General features: G+C 72.6%; 15 protein-coding genes. 8 read left to right on the plus strand and 7 right to left on the minus strand.

Annotation, left to right across the window (positions count from 1 at the left end):
* Positions 1-36: 36 nt before the first annotated feature.
* From OG617_RS06315 to OG617_RS06330, 4 genes are all read right to left on the minus strand, one after another.
* Entirely contained in the window at positions 37-3,333 is a 3,297-nt protein-coding gene (locus OG617_RS06315) for a helicase HerA domain-containing protein (RefSeq protein WP_405099533.1), read from the minus strand.
* The gene (locus tag OG617_RS06320) at positions 3,330-4,055 is read right to left on the minus strand and encodes a hypothetical protein (RefSeq protein WP_405099535.1); all 726 of its coding nucleotides are present in this window, start codon (positions 4,053-4,055) and stop codon (positions 3,330-3,332) included. The genes OG617_RS06315 and OG617_RS06320 overlap by 4 nt, the downstream gene beginning before the upstream one ends.
* A 16-nt stretch (positions 4,056-4,071) precedes the next feature.
* The gene (locus tag OG617_RS06325; protein ID WP_405099537.1) at positions 4,072-5,262 is read right to left on the minus strand and encodes a DUF559 domain-containing protein; all 1,191 of its coding nucleotides are present in this window, start codon (positions 5,260-5,262) and stop codon (positions 4,072-4,074) included.
* Between the two features lie 175 nt (positions 5,263-5,437).
* Positions 5,438-5,839, minus strand: coding sequence for a hypothetical protein (locus OG617_RS06330; protein ID WP_405099539.1), 402 nt, complete (start codon positions 5,837-5,839; stop codon positions 5,438-5,440).
* Between the two features lie 351 nt (positions 5,840-6,190).
* Here OG617_RS06330 and OG617_RS06335 point away from each other — a divergent pair, with 351 nt between their 5' ends.
* Entirely contained in the window at positions 6,191-6,643 is a 453-nt protein-coding gene (locus OG617_RS06335; RefSeq protein ID WP_405099541.1) for a hypothetical protein, read from the plus strand.
* A gap of 159 nt (positions 6,644-6,802) precedes the next feature.
* Positions 6,803-8,992 (plus strand): DUF4132 domain-containing protein, encoded by a 2,190-nt coding sequence (locus tag OG617_RS06340; RefSeq protein ID WP_405099543.1) that lies wholly within the window; start codon positions 6,803-6,805, stop codon positions 8,990-8,992.
* A gap of 150 nt (positions 8,993-9,142) precedes the next feature.
* On the opposite strand, the gene OG617_RS06345 is transcribed toward OG617_RS06340, so the two are convergent.
* Positions 9,143-10,816 carry a glycoside hydrolase domain-containing protein gene (locus tag OG617_RS06345; RefSeq protein ID WP_405099545.1) on the minus strand — a complete coding sequence of 558 codons (1,674 nt, stop codon included), beginning with the start codon at positions 10,814-10,816 and terminating at the stop codon, positions 9,143-9,145.
* Between the two features lie 278 nt (positions 10,817-11,094).
* On the opposite strand from OG617_RS06345, the gene OG617_RS06350 reads away from it, so the two are divergent.
* On the plus strand, positions 11,095-11,274 hold the full coding sequence (locus tag OG617_RS06350; protein WP_396681772.1) for a hypothetical protein: 180 nt from the start codon (positions 11,095-11,097) through the stop codon (positions 11,272-11,274).
* Between the two features lie 776 nt (positions 11,275-12,050).
* Here the strand turns inward: OG617_RS06350 and OG617_RS06355 are convergent.
* Together OG617_RS06355 and OG617_RS06360 are read right to left on the minus strand one after the other, a co-directional pair.
* Complete coding sequence (locus OG617_RS06355) at positions 12,051-12,605, minus strand: GCN5 family acetyltransferase (RefSeq protein ID WP_405099548.1); 555 nt, start codon at positions 12,603-12,605, stop codon at positions 12,051-12,053.
* Positions 12,602-13,393, minus strand: coding sequence for a GntR family transcriptional regulator (locus tag OG617_RS06360; RefSeq protein WP_405099550.1), 792 nt, complete (start codon positions 13,391-13,393; stop codon positions 12,602-12,604). The genes OG617_RS06355 and OG617_RS06360 overlap by 4 nt, the downstream gene beginning before the upstream one ends.
* Positions 13,394-13,522: 129 nt before the next feature.
* Here OG617_RS06360 and OG617_RS06365 point away from each other — a divergent pair, with 129 nt between their 5' ends.
* From OG617_RS06365 to OG617_RS06385, 5 genes are all read left to right on the plus strand, one after another.
* Complete coding sequence (locus OG617_RS06365; RefSeq protein ID WP_405099552.1) at positions 13,523-13,735, plus strand: hypothetical protein; 213 nt, start codon at positions 13,523-13,525, stop codon at positions 13,733-13,735.
* A 36-nt stretch (positions 13,736-13,771) separates the two neighbouring features.
* A complete protein-coding gene (locus OG617_RS06370) occupies positions 13,772-13,921 on the plus strand; it encodes a hypothetical protein (protein WP_266264216.1) in 150 nt (49 codons plus the stop codon).
* On the plus strand, positions 13,918-15,156 hold the full coding sequence (locus tag OG617_RS06375) for a helix-turn-helix domain-containing protein (RefSeq protein WP_405099554.1): 1,239 nt from the start codon (positions 13,918-13,920) through the stop codon (positions 15,154-15,156). The genes OG617_RS06370 and OG617_RS06375 overlap by 4 nt, the downstream gene beginning before the upstream one ends.
* Positions 15,157-15,486: 330 nt before the next feature.
* Positions 15,487-16,746 (plus strand): acyltransferase family protein, encoded by a 1,260-nt coding sequence (locus OG617_RS06380; protein ID WP_405099556.1) that lies wholly within the window; start codon positions 15,487-15,489, stop codon positions 16,744-16,746.
* Between the two features lie 232 nt (positions 16,747-16,978).
* The gene (locus OG617_RS06385) at positions 16,979-17,917 is read left to right on the plus strand and encodes an alpha/beta hydrolase (RefSeq protein ID WP_405099558.1); all 939 of its coding nucleotides are present in this window, start codon (positions 16,979-16,981) and stop codon (positions 17,915-17,917) included.
* Positions 17,918-17,958: the final 41 nt, after the last annotated feature.

Raw genomic sequence — 17,958 nt, forward strand, 5'->3', positions numbered from 1 at the left:
CGGGCCCCGGCGTCGTCCGGCGTGGGGCGGCCCGGCTCAGCCCGCCCGCCGCACCACCTCCTCCGGCGTCAGCGGCGCCTTGGGGTGGTGGGTCAGGCACAGCGGGGTGTCCACCTTGACGAAGGGGAAGCCCTCGCTCGCGACGTAGAACTGGCCGCTGCTCAGCAGCCCGATGTCGGGCAGCCGGCCGCCCTTGGCCTCGGCGAGCTGCCGCGCCGCGTCGATCTGTGCCGGGGCGTTGAGCAGACCGAAGAACTGGGTGGTGGCGTTGCCCGAGATCTGGTTGTGCAGGCCCTTGGGGGCCTGGGTGGCGAAGACCAGCCCGAGGCCGTACTTGCGGGCCTGCGAGGCCAGGGCGATGGAGCTGGCCGTGCAGGCGGTGTTCCCGGTCGACGGGGCGAGGGTCTGCGCCTCGTCCATGACGAACAGGCCGCCCAGCGGCCGGTCCCCGGCGGGGTGCCGCCTGACCCAGGCGAACAGCGCCATCTGCAACTGGTTGACGAAGCTCTGCCGCTCCTGGTCGGAGGTGAGCCCGACGAAGCTGATCACCGACACCCGGGCCCGCCGGCCGGGCGTCGGGGTGAGCAGCAGGCCGGGATCGGCCGGGGCACCCGTGCCGCCGAACAGCGGGTCGGTGACCATCGCCGCCTTGAGCGTCTCGGCCAGTTCGAGGGCGAGCTTGTCGGCCCGGGCCAGCCGGCTCACCCCGTCGGGCAGGTCGGCGAGGAACTCGGTGAAGCCGGGCAGGCCCACCGTGCCGGTCCTCGCGTACGCCAGCAGCGCCTCCGTCAGCACGGCCTTGCCCTGCTGGGCGAGCCGGGTGGGCCGGTTCACCCCGGCCCGGGGCGCGAGGGCCTCCACCGCCGAGCGGATGGCCTGGTCGAACTCGTCCGGCGAGTCCCGCACGGGGCTGAAGTCGGGCAGCGGCTGGAAGCTCAACGGCCGCCCGGCGTTGACCCGGGGCGTCCAGACGACGACCTCCGTCTGGTCGAGGTAGTCCCGGGCCCGCTCGTCGTCGCCCGGCCCCCAGCCGACCGGCGGCTGCGGCCACGCGTCCCCCAGCCGGGCCAGGTCGTTGTTCGGGTCCAGCACGATCGAGGAGACGCCCTGCCGGGCACACTCCTCGACCAGCCGCCGGATCAGCACCGTCTTGCCCGATCCCGAGCCGGCGAAGACGACGGTGTGCCGGCGCAGCGACTCCAGGTCGACCAGGAACGGCCGCCGCCCGTCCGTGGTCTGCCCCAGCCGGACCGCCGCGCCCCCGCCGCCCGCCGGCTGCTCGCCGACGGCCGGGAGGGCCACCACCACCGCGCCGTCCCCGACGGGGCCCGGAACGCGGCCCTCGCCGGAACCCGACACCGACCCGTCGCCGTGGCCGGACACCAACCCGTCGCCGGTATGCAGGACCGGCTCGGCGGCGCCACGCGGAACCGGCTCGACGGCCGGGTGCGGGGCCTGCGGCTCGGCGGGCCCCGGACCGGGGGCGGGACCGGGGGCGGGCGCGGCCGGCGTGGGGTCCGGGTCGCCGAGGACCGCGCGGAACAGGGCGGTGCCGCCCGCCGGCCGGCGGGCCACCAGCCACTCCTGGTAGGCCGCGTCCGGGCGGCGGCCCAACTCGCGCAGCGCCGAGAACACCCGCAGGTCCGCCTCCGGCACGGCGCAGGTCACCCCGCCGGCCGCGTCGAACGCCGCCAGCACCTCGGCCGTACGCTTCCCGGTCGGCCAGGGGCCGTTGCGCAGCAGCACCAGCCGGCGCTGGGGGTACTGCCGGTCCAGCCCCGCCATCGTGCAGGCCGCCTTGACCCGGGCGATCGTGGCGACGGCGTTCGGGTGGGAGATCGCCCGGAAGCACCAGTGCGCCTCGTTCTCGGTGGCCTCGTCCAGCACCTCGATCAGCCGGCCGTGCAGGGCCGGCTTACGGCCGGGCGGCGGGTCGTACTTGTACGTGGCCCCGGTCGGGGCCTGCTCGGCGATCCAGGCGGCCAGCCCGGCGGCGAGCAGCGCCGGCAGGCGCTCGTCCTCGGTCCGGTGGTCGAGCGCGGGGCCCACCTCGGCCGCCTCGACCAGCGCGGCGAACCGCTCGTCCAACGGCCGCAGATCCACCGCCCCGGTCGCCCCCGGCGTCGGGGCCGACGGGTCGCCGCCGTCGATCAGCCGGTCCAGCAAGATCACCTCGTCGGCGTCCCGGCACCAGGAGACGTGCCGATCCACCCGGCGCAGCAGGGCGCGCGGGGTCAGGTTCGAGGCGTCGGCGAACGCCTCGGGGCCGATCGGCCACGTCGGCGCGGGCGGCGTGAACCGCAGCGCGGCGAACGCGGCGGTGAACCGCTTCTCCACGATGGCCCGCCCGATCTCCGAGGTCGGGATGCGGTCCGGCAGGACGGACACCCGGAACCGGTCCGCGACCGGGGTGGGCGCGCTGCGGGTCAGCAGCTCCCAGGTGTCGGGCAGGCAGGACACGACGACCAGCGACCGACGGGTCACGTCGCGCAGGGTAAGCAGGCCGTCGGCGATCGGCCCGAACGCGATCGCCTGGGCGTCGTCCAGCTCGGCGTACCGGTCGAACATCGAGGTGCTGGTCTGGGCGAAGAGCGTGTCGAGCTGGTCGACCGCGATCACCGTCGGGTCCAGCGTCAACGCCATGAGCCGGGAGACGTCCTGGACGATCTGCTGCGGGGTGCACAGCCTGGTGGTCAGCCCCCAGGCGGCCCGGCCGGCCGGGTCACCGGGCTCGCTGATCAGGTGGGCGTACCCGACGTCCTGGTCGTCGAACTCGCGGGAGCCGTGCAGCACCAGCGCCCGCGCGGTGTCCTGGCAGTCCCGGCCCACCTCCCGGTGGTGGGTGCGCAGGGCGCGGACGAAGGTGTCCAGGTCCTCCCTGGTGAGCGGCCGGACGCCGGCCACCGCGTCGCGGACCTCGGCCGGGATGCCGAGCTGCGAGGTGAGCCGGCGCAGGAACTTGCGTAGCTGGGTGCCCCAGCCGTAGCCCTCCCGGCCCATCCCCTCGACCATGGCCAGCGCGACGCTCGCCCAGAACGTCTTCCCGCTGACCATGTTGACCAGGAAGAAGTAGCCGCCGTCGCGCTGGATGCGCTCGCGGACCGCGCCGAGCAGGTGGGTCTTGCCGGAGCCGGCCCGGCCCTGCATGGCCACCCCGAGGGGACGGCTGGTGTCGTCGGTGCGGGCCCGGGCCACCCCACGCAGGATCTCGGCGACGACCCGCTCGTGCAGCTCGGGCACGTCGTGCGGGGCGGGCCGCCAGACGTCGTCCGGGGTGACGGCCGGATTGAAGGTCAGCGCCTCCAGCGCCGCGCGCTCGTCCCCGGCGATCATGCCGCCCCGATCGACAGGGTGTGGTTGTCCTCCTCGCCGATGCGTACCGCCGCCGCCCGGTCCCGCGCGGTCAGCGACTTGCTGTTGGCGACCGGGATGATCCGGACGCCGTCCCGCCGGAGCATCGCCCGCAGCGCGTCGTCCACGACCGCCCGGTCGGCGTCGCCGAGGCGGTCGCGCAGGTCGGCGAGGCCGACCCAGGTGCCGGGGGCCTTGGCCAGCTCCCGGTACGCCGCCCGGATCCGCTCCTCCACGTCGCCGCCCGCCGGGGCGGGGGCGGTCCCGGTGACCGGCGGCGGAACGGCCTGACCCTCGTCGCTCCCGGCCGCGACGAGCCGGGCCAGCGCCGGCTGGCCGGCGGTCTGCTTGAAGAAGTCGCCGTGGCTGACCCTGAGCCGGTCCAGCCCTCGGTGCAGGTTGGCGAGCAGGGTGAACAGCGACCGGCTGGCCGAGCCGCCCGCCTTGGGCGGTACGCCGGTGTGCAGCTCGCGTACGACCCGCCAGCCTTCGTCGGTGAGCTCGTGGGAGAAGGGACGGTGAGACCTGTCGGTCTCGACCAGACCGGCCTTGACCAGCTTCTCGTTGTCCTTGCCGGTCAGCGGGAAACCGGCCAGTTCCCGCAGCTCGGAGTTGGTCAGCTTGCGGGCCTCCACCATCAGCACGACGAGCACGTTGATCTGGTTGGGGGTCAGGCTCGGCAGGTCCGCACTGCTGCTCGACATCGGTGCCTCATTCCTGTCAGGGGTGCGCGCCGGCCGCGCGGCGCCGGGCCAGCAGTTCCCGGATGCTCCGGACCACGGCCTGGACGTCGGTCAGCACCTGCTCATTGGTGAACCGAAGCACGTCGAGCCCGAGGAGCTGGAGCTGGACGTCGCGCCGCCGGTCGTCGGCGAACATCATGGCTCCCCGATGCTCCGGGCCGTCCACCTCGACCGCAAGCCCCTCGACCGTCCAGAGGAGATCCAATCGGTACGGCCGGCCCAGCGGATGCCACTCGTAGGTGTGGTTCCACCGCCGGTCCCGGGCCCAGTCGTGCGGGGCCAGGGCCCGCTCCAGGGCCTGTTCGGCGGCGCTGTCCGGACGGGGCGTCCCGGCCAGCGGCGGGTACGCCAGGCCCGCGCCACCCGGACCGACAGGGCTGTCGGAAACCCGACCGACGCCCCCGGCCAGTTCGGCGAGCTGCGTCGGGAGCCGGAGCGACACCGGTCGGACCCGGTCGGCTCCGTGCGGGAGCGGGCCGACCAGCCACACCGCGCACCGGCCGTGCTGCACCAGCCACTCGGCCGCCGCCACGAGCGCCCGCTCGTCCTCGGGGCCGGCCCCCTCCGGCGACTCGGCCACCAGCACACAGGACTGCCTGTCGTACGCGTCGGCGAGCACCCGGGTGAGGCCGGCGGCCCGCACCTCGGCGGGAAAGCGCGACGGGCGCGTACGCCGTCGGTCCTCGCCGGGGACCTGCGGGCCGCTCCCGCCCGGCTGCTCCCGTCGGTCCTCGCCGGGGACCTGCGGGCGGCTCCCGCCCGGCTGCTCCCGTCGGTCACGGGGATGGGCTCCGGCACGGCGGGAGCCCAGGGCCCGCTCGGCCAGGTCGGCGAGGAACGGCCCGAAGTGGTCGGAGCGGGCCGCGACCCGGGTGGCGAGTTCCCGGGCGGCCGGGGCGCCGAGGCGTCCACGGTCGTCGAGCCGGGCCGCACCGGGCAGCCAGCGGGGAAACAACGCCCGGGCGGCGTCCTCCAACTCGTCGAGGAGGACGGTGACCAGGCCGGCGAGGGGAAGGCCCCGCGCCGGCCGGTAGGCGACCACGGCCGGCGCGGACGGCGGCAGCGGGTCGAGGGCCAACCGGAGCAGCTCGGGGTCGACGCCCACGAGGTGGCTGACGCGAAGCGGCGGGACGGCCGTCCACCACTCCGGACCGGCCCCGCTGCGCATGGCCACGCACGCTACCGAGCCGGCGGCGCGGGCGCTGCCCCGTCCTCGCCGGTAACGCGGCCGTGCGGGCGGCATCGAGGTCGTAGTCGGTGGGCAGGGTGTAGCCGTGGCCGGGGAGACCGCGCTGACCGACCGGCGCGGTCTCCGACAGGTTCGACGTGGCGACCGGTGCGGATCAGCTTCCGCCGGCACGCCGTCGGTGGAGCAGGTGGGCGCCCAGGCTGACCGCGGTACTGCCGGCCGCCATCCCGAGCAGGATCAGGACCGCCCCGACCGCCCACAGGCCCGAGTCGTCGCTCGTCGCCGCCTGCCACGCCCAGGCGACGGTGAAGGCCACCGTCATGACCGGCGCCACCAGCCAGGGGCGGAGCGTCCAGCCGCCGACGGCTGCGATCACCGCCAGGGACAGGACGCACCCGACGACCTGCCACACCTCGTACGGGCCGCTGACCGAGTCGGTCACCGGGTCGACCGTGTACTCGGTGTCCCAGCCGAGCCAGGCCCACCAGGCCGCGACCGTCGCCACCGCGAGGACCGGCCCACCGAGCAGAGCACGTGTACGCGTCGAGGTGTTCACGGCACGATCCTTCCCTGAACCGCAGCGCGCCGGATGAGCACCCCTACCTACCTGCCTACCCCGCCGCCCGTCCTCCCTCGGGACGTTGGACAGTTCGCGCTCGTGGGCGACGGGAACCGTCCAAGGTCCGCCGCCGCTCCCGGCCCTCGACCAGGATGCGGCAGGGGTCGGTCACGGAATAAGCACACGAGTGGGCCGTGTGGAACGGTTTGACTCGATCGGCGAGACTCGGTCGGTACCCACACCACCCAGGCGGGTGCCGCCGACGGGACCGTCGGCCGGGGGGTCGACACCTTCGCCGACCGTCCCCTGGAGGCGCTGAAGGTCGTCACCGTCAACTACGACCTGCTGGTGAAGGCCGGCACCGTGCCCGACGGCGCCCGTACGATCAGCCCGTCGCTGCCCCGTTTCCTGCTCGCGGTCGCGGCGATCGTGGGCGTCGTCGCCGGGGCGACGGCGCTCTATGTCGGCGGCCGGCGGGCGGGCCGGCTCGCGGCCACCCGGCGCAGCCGCCGCGACGAGCACGCGGACGGCCGCAGCGCGCTCAGCGCCGCCACCGCCGTCCTGGCCCAACAGATCATCGACCTCGACCAGCGGTACGCCCGGGCGGAGCGCCGGGCCCGCGACACCGACCGGAAGTTCGGCCGGAGGTACCTGAGGCTGACGTCCGACTACGCGGCGCTGCTCGACGGCATCACGGCCGTGGACGGCGGCGACGAGGCTGCCGTACGCGAGCTCACCGAGCGTGTCGACTCGCTGAGCCGGCGGGCCCGATCGGTCGCCGAGGTGGGGACCGGAACCTGAATGCCGTGGGTATGGTCGACCCGTCGGTGATCAGTTGTGGTGGGCGGGACGGGGGCGTGTCGATGTTGCAGGTGAAGGTACGGCGGCCGGCGCCCGGCCCGGCTCGGCGGCGAGAGCACCGTCTTCCTGTGGCTGACCGCCCTGGCCTGCGGGTGACCCGTGGTTGACGTTCCCGGCATGTACGCCGACGCGGTCCGCGAGGAGCGGGACGCGCTGTGGCTGCTGGTCGACGAGGCCGGGGGCCTGGCGAAGGCCGGTGACCTGGCGGGGCTGCGGGATCTCGCCAACAGGGTCCGGCGGCGGCTGGCGACCGGCGACAGTATCGAACGGACCGGTGGGCATCTCGGCGGGAACATGGCGGACATCAGCGCCGCGCTCGACGACGTGTACGACGAGGCGTTCCCGGTGCGGAACCCGGACGACCCGGCGGAGGTGCTGGACGGCCCGTGGCCCACCGCCCGCCGTGCGGCGATGCTGGCGTCCGCCGTGGACCGGGTGGGCTGGCGAAAGCCGCCGCTCGAACCGTTGGCCGAGCGGGCGATCGCCGACGACGACGTGCGCCTGCTGCGGCTGCTGGTGCTCACCCCGCTGGGCCGCGCGGGTCGGGAGACCGTGGTGCGGATCCTGGACGCCCTGCACGTGGCGGGCGCGCTCGATGTCGAGGTCATCGAGAAGGCGTTCGCCGACGACGCGTACCTGGGCAGGGCCATCGGCGGGGGCTCACCGGCGGAGGGCGCCACGACTTCGGCGTCGGCGGGCAGTGCCGTGGCTTCGGCGTCGGCCTGCTGCGCCCCGGTCGTCCGGGACTACTTCGACGCGCTGGCCTGGCGGCTGACCTCGCCGGCCGAGCCCGACTGGGACGAGCTGCCCGAGGTGCTGGTGCCGCGCGGCCTGCGGTTCGTGCTCCGGGCCCTGGACCGGCCGCACGACCGCCGGATGGCCCAGCGCTTCGGCCCCGCCGAGCTGACCGACGACGAGCGGTCCGCCCTGGTGGACCACCTGCGCGACCGCACCGCCGAACAGCGGCGGTACGCCTTCGAGCTGCGGCTGCCGGCCGGCGACGCGGAGGTGCTGCTGCCGGTGCTCGGGTTGCCGGGGGCGGAGCCGTTGCTGCGGCTGGTGCTGGCGACCGCCGCGACGGAGGCGGGGCGGCAGGACCGGGCCGACATCCTGGCCGCCGCGCGGCGGGCCGGTGACGACGGCGCCCGCCGGCTGCTGGGACTCTGCCCGAGCGAGGTGATCTCCGCCGCGCTGGGGTGGAACCGGGCGGCCGTCGAGAAGCGGGTCAAGCGCAACGCGCTGTCCGGGATCGCCGCGTTCGGACTGCTGCCGCTCGCCGACGGCGAGACCGTACTCGATCGTCATCTGGCCCTGCGGGAGGTGGCGGGCCGGGGCCCGAAGCTCGGCCCCAACCGCCGGCACAGCCACGCCGCCGCGGTCGCGGTGGCCCTCGACCACCTTGCCCAGGTGGCGGGCCTCCCCGACGCGGACCGCCTGGAGTGGGACTGCGAGGCCCGCGTCGTCACCGAGACCCCGGGCGACTGGCACATCGGCGACTACACCGTCGGGGTACGGCTCGCCGACGCCGATCCGGTTCTCACGGTCAGCAGGGCCGGCAGGGCGCTGAAGTCGGTGCCGGCCGCGGTCCGCACCGACCCGCGGTACGCCCACGCGCGCGAACACCAGGAACGGCTGCGCGACCAGGCCCGCCGGATGCGCGGCGGGATGATCGAGCGGCTGGTCGCCACCGGAGGCACCCTCAACCCCGACGAGCTGCACCGCCTGCGGCGGCTGCCGGCCGGGCAGGCGATGCTGCCCGCGTTGATCTGGCAGGACCGGACGGGCACCGTCGGCCTGCTCGACCAGATCGACCTCGACGGCCCGGTCACCGCGGCGCACCCCTTCCTGCTGTACGAGCGGCGCCTGCTCGCCCACTGGCAGGCGGAGATCGTCCGGCTGCTGATCCAACAGCCCGTGAAGCAGGCGTTCCGCGAGTTGTACCTGTTGACTCCGGCCGAGCGCGACACCGTCGACGTGTCGCGACGGTTCGCCGGCCACACCGTCGACGGCAGGGTGGCCGGCCAGTTGCTGTCCGGACGCGGCTGGTCGACCCACGACCGGTACGACGCGTACCAGGCGACCCGCCCGGTGACCGCCGGGCTCACCGCCGCGCTGGCCTGCGAACTGCACGGCTACTTCGGCGGCGGCGACGTGGTCGTCGGCGAACTGCGCTTCCTCGCGGCCGGCTCGGCGGTCCCCCTCGCGGAGGTGCCACCCGTGGCGTTCTCCGAGGTCATACGCGACCTGGACCTCGTCGTGTCGGCGGCCGGCGCCGAACCGCACGGGTAGGCCCCGCCGAACCGGGCCCAGCTCGACGCACAGGGCTGAGCTGGGCCCACCTCGACGCCGGCCCAGGCGGACGGAAGCCGATGGCCCGGGTCGACCACATCGGCCCGGGCCATCGGCTGTCGCGTCACAACCGCTTGTTCATGCCGTCGGTCAGGCGCGGGTGATGCGGACCGCGTCGGCGATAACGTAGCCGGTGCCGCTGGTCCACCGGCTCACGCCCACCTTGTTGCCTGAGCCTGCGGCCAGCGTGAACACGCCGAGTGACACCCATCGTCCCCCGTTGAGCCGCTGGTTCACCTTCACCGTCTGGCTGCCGCTGGTGGTGGCGACGACGTACGGGGTCGAGTCGTTGTAGCCCGGGTCGGCCGGGTACCAGACCGAGACCTCGTAGCTGCCGGTCTCCGGGAGGTCCGCTCCGAACCAGGCGGCATCGCTGGCGGGGGTCGGGGTGGCGAACCGGTAGTCGGTGCCGAACCGCTGACTGGAATAGGCTGAGGTGCTCCAGTTCGCGCTCGCGGTGAACCGGCCCGTGGTGGTGTTGTCGACCGTGACGGTGAACCCCTGCGGCGGCTCCGTGGTTCCGGTGGATACGTCGAGATAGTCGCGGTCGATGTAGATCGTTACGCCGCCCCAGGTCTCGCTGGTGTCGCCGGTGTACTGGTGGATGCGCTGGTGGTTGCTGTAGTACGCGTCCGGGCAGTAGTCGCCGGCATCGGTGTTCGCCACGCCGTTCCACCAGCCGAGGAAGAGATGGTCGACGCGGGTGTACCGGGTGTCGTTGTAGGCGTTGCACAGATCCCGGACCCCGGAGGAGCCGCTGGAGTACATGCCCGAGAGGTAGCCGAGCGTGTGGAGCCGCTCGGTCCAGCCGGAGAGGTACGAGAGCACGGCCGCCTTGCACGACTCACCCGCCGGATACTGCTCGATGTCGTTGTAGATCGCGCTCCCGGCGGGGATGCCCAGCGCCTTGGCCGCGTTCACCGCACTGGTCGCCCGGGTCGCACCCTCGGACCGCGCCGTGGCGGGGTCGTACGACATCTTCGGCAGGCGGGTGCCGCACGGCGCTTGGCGGTCGAGCTCGATGGGGATGAGGTGCCAGCCCTTGGCAGCCTGGTTGGTCACCCAGGTCGCGGTCAGGTTGGCCTGGGTGCAGGATCGGCTCGCGCCGCTGATGTAGATGCCGACGGCGCGGTAGGGCGAGCTGTTGCGCCACGTGTCCATCGTCGACTGCGACGGCGCGGTGCACGTGTCGAAGCCCTTGCCGGTGTAGGTGCCCGGCTGCGGGCCGGTTGCCAGCGACGGCGCCACCGTGGCGGGCGTCGAGGCCGCGCGGACGGCGTCCAGGGATACCGGCGTGGCACCCGCGCCGAGCTTGGCGGCGGCCAGGATCCGGCGGACCGCCGGCTCGGTGTCCGGGGTGTGGAGAGCCGTGACGAGTACGCCCGCGTCGCGCACCGCGACCTGGGCCTCTCCGTCGCGCGACACCAGGGTGTCCACGGTCGCCCGGCCGCTGGCCGTGACGGCGGTGTCCGCCGTGAGGCGCTCCGCGGTGACGGCGTCGATGGGCTCGATGATCAGTCCTGCCGTGCGCCCGACCAGCCCGGTGGGGCACCAGGGCTCGGCGCTCGGATGACCGAGGTAGACCGTGAGTCGGTCGAACCGGACGCATGCGTGCGGGTCGGTGGACAGGTCGACGATCTGCCAGTCCGCCGGCACCTGCACCTGGTAGCCGCGGTAGCTGACGATCTGTTCGCCCGTGGGGGCCGCCCAGGTTGGTGTGGCCGCCACCGCCGGAGCGACGATGGCTGCCGTGAGGCCGGCCATGATCCTTCTTATCCTCATCGAAGCCTCTCTGGGTGAAATCTTTCGCAAACGACGCCGAGCTTGGCAAATTCCTACCATGCGCGGGCCGCTCGCACCAGAGATAGGCGTCGATGGGAACCGGGCTGTTGTCCGTCGCCCACCGGCACGGGTTGCTCTACGCCAGTTCGCCGACAGCTGGCGTCCGCCGCCGGACGACGGCGTCGGGACCACTCGCGTGCGCGACGCGTCAGGATTGTGGACCACCGGGCGCCCTGGCCCCCGACGGTACGATCAGGACCGTGGAGACCACCCGTGCCGTCCTCGCGTACCTCGCGTTCATCGTCGCCGGGTACCTCCGCTTCGGCGTCGCGACTGCCGTAGGCCGGCGAGACCGCCGCAAGGCTCGATGGTTCAAAGGCTCTGCCGTCGCCCTGGCGCTCGTGGGTGTCGCGCTGCTCTGCTCGAACTTCCAGTGGTAACCCGGGTCACCGGCCGCGAGTAGGCACGGGGAGCAGCAGGATCGCCACCGCCGTGGAGAGAGTTGCGAGGTCATCGAGTACCAGCAACGGACCATTCAGACGCCGCCGGCAGATGACGACGAGACCGCCGCGCCAGAGAAGGAGGCTTTACCGACTCGCAGCACGTCAGCGCTCGACTCCGACGCTAAAGAAGCCTGCCGGCGTTCAGGGGCATTGCGTTGTCGCGGGTGCGGTCCCTGGTCGGCCCGGGGACCGTGGCCCGGGGCGGAGCTGTGGGCGGGCCGGTCGATGCCGTGGGGCGGCGCCTATGGAGCTGAGTCGTCCACGTCATCACCGCCGGTCGAGCCACCGCCGTCGCGTTACCCACCGCCGTCGGTTACCCACCGCCCGTCGGGTCGTCGCTTGCGGTCGCCGAGCACGGCGAGCGTGGCTGATGTCGTATCCGACTCAGCTCCATAGGCGCCGGGAGGCATACCTGCCGCGGAGCGGCACCCACGCCAGGAACATGAGAGGCCGGCAGAACCGTCGCGCTCCGCGAGCGTTGCACAGGGGGCAGCAGAGCAGAGGGGGCGCGGCGGTGTTGCCCGCCGGTCGGCGACGACGTCGGCGTCGGCGTTCCCGCCCCGCCCCGCCCCGCCCCTGGGATTGGGACTTCACGATCGTCTGCTGATTCTGGAGAACTCGCCCGGCGTGTCGTCTCACAAATCAGCAAACGATCACGCAACGACAGGCCCGACTCCGTAATCGCCCTGCAGCCAATGGCGGTTCCGGAGCGGTCATGCTGCCTCAGTTTTGAGCCGGCCGTTCAGATACGGCTGGGAGGGCCGTTGGAAACACGCGCCGGAGACGCGGGACTCGACGGTACGGACGTGTCGGAAGCCCTGCCGGCGGTAGTAGTCGTGCAGCCGGTGATTGGTGGTCCAGGCGTCGAGCCGCAGCCACGTCAGCTCCGCCTCGTATGTCCGGCCACCAGCCCAGTCCAGTAGTTCACCGCCAAGGTTTTCACCGGCATGGGCGAGCGGGATCATCATCTTTGCCGCGTACAACGCGTCGGCCGGGTCATCCTCCGGGTGCCACAGCGCCTCGGGGTCCCGGTCCGGTTTCCACAGGTTGTCGACGTCCACGTACGCGGTCAGGGTGATGGTGGCGATCGGTTCGTCGCCGTCCCAGACCATCCACGTCTGTCCGGCTGAGATCGTCGATGCCACGGCGGAGCGGGGCAGCGGGATGGACCACTGTTCTTCGTCCCGGGCGGCAAGCCACGCCACGCGCTCGCGCCGCCAGCTCATGATGACGTCGACATCCCTCAGCCGGGCCGGCATGGTGATCATTCGGGGGCTTCCTCCGGGCGGAATCTGCCGATGATGCGCACGTCTCCGTGGGTGGTGACGATCTGGTTGCGGTCGCCGGCGAACACGTTGAAGGACACCCGTACGGGGCGCTGCGCGGTGTACCCGGTGCGGATGTGCAGCAGGATCGTCGTGCCGGGCTGCAACCCGAGCAGCCTCGTTTCCTCGGGCGTTGGCATCCGGGAGACGTACTCGTCGTAGAAGGCCGTCTGCTCGTGACCCCGTTCGGCCAGGAGCCGGGTGGTGCCCTGCGGGATGTCTTTCGGCGAGAGCAACTCGCGGACCTCCTCTGCGAGGTCCATCGGGTAGTAGCTGTCCTGCAACGAGGACGGCTGGTCGTTGACGTACCGGACGCATCGCCGCAGCACTGCGACCGAGTCGGGCTCGACGTGGAGGCGTTCGGCGAGGTCGGGTGAGAGCGACTGGATCGTCAGGGAGAACTCCTGTGACGCCTCATAGCCTTGCGCCACAACTTCCGACCGCCACGCGTCTGTCTCGGCCGTCGGCTGGGCAGGCATCTCGGCGCGATGAGCGTGGAACGTCAGGGTGACCTTCCTTCGGACGATCATGCCTCCGCCGCGTCCCGGCACCCTGTGCACCAAGCCTTCGTTGACCAGCAATGCGGTTGCGTCGCGGACCGTGTTGCGTGAGGCGCCGTACTGCTCTTGGAGCTGCGGCTCGGTTGGAAGCCGGTCACCCTCGCGCAGCGCTCCTGACACGATCTGGCCGCGAAGCTCGGTCGCGATCTGGCGGTACTTCGGCTGACCCACGTCGCCATCCTTCCTGATGTCGTACCAACCAATCTATCGGCATGGTCTTGACTGGCCCTCATCCAACTAAAATGGTTGGTATGAATCCAACGTTACCCACCGTCAAGATTCGATCACCAAGGACGTGGCATGGAAGGTCAGGTCGGCGAACCGGCGCGGGACATCGAGGTGGTCAACCGCGCTCTTGAGTCCACCCGTGTCCACCTGGCCGCTCTCGCTCGGGCAGAAGACGCGCTTGAGCTGCGCCGACCAACCAACTCGCCGCTACTCACGCTCGTCGAGCAGGCCGAGAGGGCGGCTGCCCGGGTGACCAAGTACTTGCGGGCGCAATCCCGCCCATGAACCGCTCCTCTGCCTCGTCAGAAAGCGAGGGTCTTCGTGATCTCCGAAGTCGTGTCGGTCGTGTTCGGCGGGCTGGTGCCGGGCTTCCTGCTCGGGCTCCTCGCGTTCCGGGTCAAGTCCCGGTGGTGTCCGCGCTGCGGGGAGTCCACGTTGGCCATGCAGCCGCCAACGGAGCAGGAGCGATGACCCGGCCCGTCCGGCGCACCGGCAACGAGTTGCCGATCGGGCGGCGGGTGGCGGAGCTGCGGGTCAACCGGGGCATGAATCAGCAGGTCTTCGCCGACCGGATCGGCAAGTCCAAGAGCTGGGTGGACAAGGTCGAGCGCGGCGTCCGTACCCTCGATCGGCTCTCGGTGATCCAGACGGTCGCCGCAGCCCTCGGCGTCGCCCCGACCGTCCTGCTCGCCAGCAGGGCCCAGCGGGGACCGGCCACCGACACCGACACCGGCAGCGCCGTGGAGCGGGTGCGCGAGGCGTTGGCGCGCTACGACGTACCCCGGCTCGGCAGCGACGGCCAGCCGGCGTCGTCGCTGCGGCAGCTTGACGGCCAGGTCGGGTACGCCTGGACGGCGTACCGCAACGGCCACCACGCCCAGGTGTTGCGGATGCTGCCGGACCTGCTCGGCGACAGCCGCCGGGCCCACCACGTCCAGACGGACGACCCGGCCGCCGCCGACCTGCCGGTGCGGGTGTACCGGCTCGCCGCCCAGGTGCTGGCCAAGCTCGGCGAGGCCGACCTGGCCTGGCTGGCCGCCGACCGGGCCATGACCGCCGCCGCCGGTGATCCACGCCGCGCCGGCCTCGCGGCGGTCTCCCTCGCCCAGGCGCTCCGGGCACTGCGGCGGGGGCGGCTGGCGATGGCCGCCGCCGCCACCGCCGCACAGCGGCTCGACCAGGCACCCGCCCGCGCCTTCCTGCCGGAGGAGCCCGCGCTGACGGGGACCCTGCTGACCGAGGCCGCTCTCGCCGCCGCCGCGTGCGGGGCCGCCGCCGCCACTGCCGAGTTCACCGAGCGCGCGGCCCGCCTCGCCACCGCCCACGGTGAGCGGCACCATGGCGACCACGACGGCATCTGGTTCGGCCCCGTTACCGTCGAACTCGCCCGCGCCCTGACCGCCATGCGCGTCGGCGACCACCACCGGGCCGTCACCGCCCACCGGCGGGCCACCGCCGACGACGCCTGGCACCTGCTCCCCGCCGAACACCGCGCCGCCCACCTCATCGACATCACCCGCGCCCACCTCGACCTCGGCGACCACCACGCCGCCGGCCGCGCCCTGGTCACCGCCGACGGCATCGCCCCCGCCGAGACCCGGCTACGCCCCGCCGCTCGCGCCGCCCTGACCACCATCCTGCGCGCCGGCCCCACCTCGGCCGACGTGGCCCGCCTCGCCGCCACCGTCGGCCTCACCCGGCAATAGACAGGGTTGTTGCGGGGGCGAAGCTCAGCATCCACCGGCGGCTGGGGCCTTGGAGTCGAAAGCCAAGGGCAATGCATTCATTTAGCTCGAATAAATTAGGTATCCGGCCATTGCCGCAACTATCTCGGCTTTCCACAGAAAGCGGTCGTCGACTGCTCCACCACTGCGATCCCGCGGGGCCGGCCATGTATCCCATTCACGACATGTCACAGCATTCACGACGCCGCACGTCTCGACAACAGAACGATTCCCTGCTAAATATGGCCACGAATGCAGCCAGCCTCATGCTCATAGATTTAGATCAAGCTTTCCGAATTCCCCTCAGGAGGAATGGTGTCCGCTCCAGCCGACCCGGCGCATTTAGCGCCCGTCCAACCCGCCGGCCCCGAACGGCCGGCGCCATCGCCGGCCGTCGGCGAGCCGAGCCACCCAAGTCCGCCCGACCGGCCGCGCTCCAGATTCCGTGGCGACATCGAGGGAATCCGCGCGGTCGCCGTGGTGATGGTGATGCTGTTCCACGCCGGCGTGCCGGCGCTCTCCGGCGGCTTCGCCGGCGTCGACGTCTTCTTCGTCATCTCGGGCTACCTCATCACCACCCAACTGCTGTCCGAACAGGACCGGACCGGCGGGGTCGCGCTGATCGACTTCTACGCCCGCCGGGCCAAGAGACTGCTGCCGGCGGTCAACGTGGTGCTGCTGACGACAGCGGTGTTCGTGTTCCTGATGGTGCCGCGTGGCCGGTGGGGTCAGATCGGCGGCGACATCGTCGCCGCAGTGGCCTACCTGCTGAACTGGCGGCTGGCCGAGCGCTTCACGCACCCCGACCCGACGATGCCGCCGTCCCCCGTCCAGCATTTCTGGTCGCTTGCCGTCGAAGAGCAGTACTACCTGATCTGGCCGTTGCTTATCCTGCTGGCGGTAGCGCTGGCCAAGGTGTCCGGCGCCCGGCTGAAGCCGGTGCTGGCGACGGCGCTGGGCCTGCTGGCCGCCGGCTCGCTGGCCTGGTCGGTAACCACCACCGTCGGTGCGCAGTCCCCGGCGTTCTTCCAGACCACCAGCCGGATCTGGGAGTTGGCCGTCGGCGCCGGCGTCGCCATGTCGGTCGGGGCCTGGGCCCGGCTACCCAAGCCGGTCGCTGTCGTGCTGGGCTGGGCCGGGTTGGCAGCGGTGCTGGTGACGGGCCTGTTCTTCACCCCGATGATGGACTTCCCCGGCTACACTGCCGCCCTGCCGGTGCTAGGCACCGCGGCGGTCATCGCGGCCGGCTGCGCCACGGCCCGGGGCGGGGCGGAGACTCTGCTCGGGATCGCGCCACTGCGCTGGATCGGCGCGCTGTCGTACTCGCTGTACCTGTGGCACTGGCCGATGCTCGCGATCGCGGCCACGTACTGGGGACCGCTGTCGACGTCCACCGGACTGCTGGTGATCGCACTGTCGATCGCCCCGGCCTGGTTGACCTTCCACTTCGTCGAGAACCGCATCAGGTACTCCCGGCGGGTCTCGCAGTCGCCACGGCTCGCCCTGGGCATCGGGGCCGGCTTCTCCGCGCTGGGCGCGCTGGCCGGCGTCGCGCTGCTGCTGGCGGGCTGACCGGGTCCGGCACCGGCCGCGTGAGCGGTCGGTGCCGGACCGACGGCCGCGACGTCAGGCCGACTCGGCAAGGCAACCCAGGATGAGCTCGTTGCTCCTGGCCGGGCTCTCGACGAAGGATTGGGGCCGGAAAGTAGTACCACCCAGGATGTCTGATCCCTGCCCGGTCGCTCGTCGGTAAGACGAGTGCCGCTCGGCAGCCTTCCGAGCGGTCCCGGCCGTGGAGGTTGTCATGACATATCCCTTTGATGCAGAGCTGGCGCCGTGGGTCCCGATGCTGCCCATCCTCGACCTTCGCGACCCGGCCGCCGCCCGCGAAGTCGGGCGGGCCATCGCGGCCCAGCTTCCCCAGCCCGACCTGACCGGCCTTACCGTGCTGGACCGCACGGTGCCCGGCCCGGCCGGCGCCCCCGCCGTCCCGGTGCGGATCTACACCCCGCAGCCGGCGGCAGCGCTGGCGCCGGCCGTCCTGCACCTGCACGGCGGCGGCTTCGTGCTCGGCGACCTAGAGCTCGAACACGCCGACGCCGCCGCGTTCGCCACCGGCATCGGGGCCGTGGTGATCGCCGTCGACTACCGCCTCGCGCCCGAGGAGCCCTTCCCGGCGGCCCTGGAGGACTGCTACGCGGTGCTGTGCTGGCTGGCCGGCAACACCGACGAACTCGGCGTGGACCCCACCCGCCTGGGCCTCTACGGCCGCAGCTCCGGTGGCGGGATCGCCGCCGGCCTCACCCTGCTGACCCGCGACCGCGGCGGCCCGCGGCTGGCCATGCAGTACCTTGACGTCCCGGTGCTCGACGACCAGCTCGGCAGCGTGTCCATGCGCGCCTACGTCGACACCCCGATCTGGAATCGCCCCAGCGCCGAGCTGGGCTGGGCCTACTACCTCGGGGACGACGTCAAGCCCGGCGACCCGAGCGTGTCGCCGTACGCCGCCCCGGCCCGCGCGGAGGATCTTGCCGGGCTGCCGCCAGCGTTCATATCGAGCTGCCAGTTCGATCCGGTACGCGACGAGGGAATGCACTATGCCCAGCGGCTGGCCCAGGCCGGCGTGCCGACCGAGGCGCACCTGTACCCGGCCACCTTCCACGGCTCCGCGTTGGTGACCGAGGCGGCTGTGTCGCGGCGGATGCAGCAGGACGCGGTGGCCGCCTTCCGCCGGATGCTCTGACCGTCCGGCGGCGTGCTCCCGCAGGCCCCGCGGGAGCACGC

The sequence above is a fragment of the Micromonospora sp. NBC_01412 genome (genome assembly GCF_045040215.1).
Taxonomy (GTDB): Bacteria; Actinomycetota; Actinomycetes; order Mycobacteriales; family Micromonosporaceae; genus Micromonospora; species Micromonospora rubida.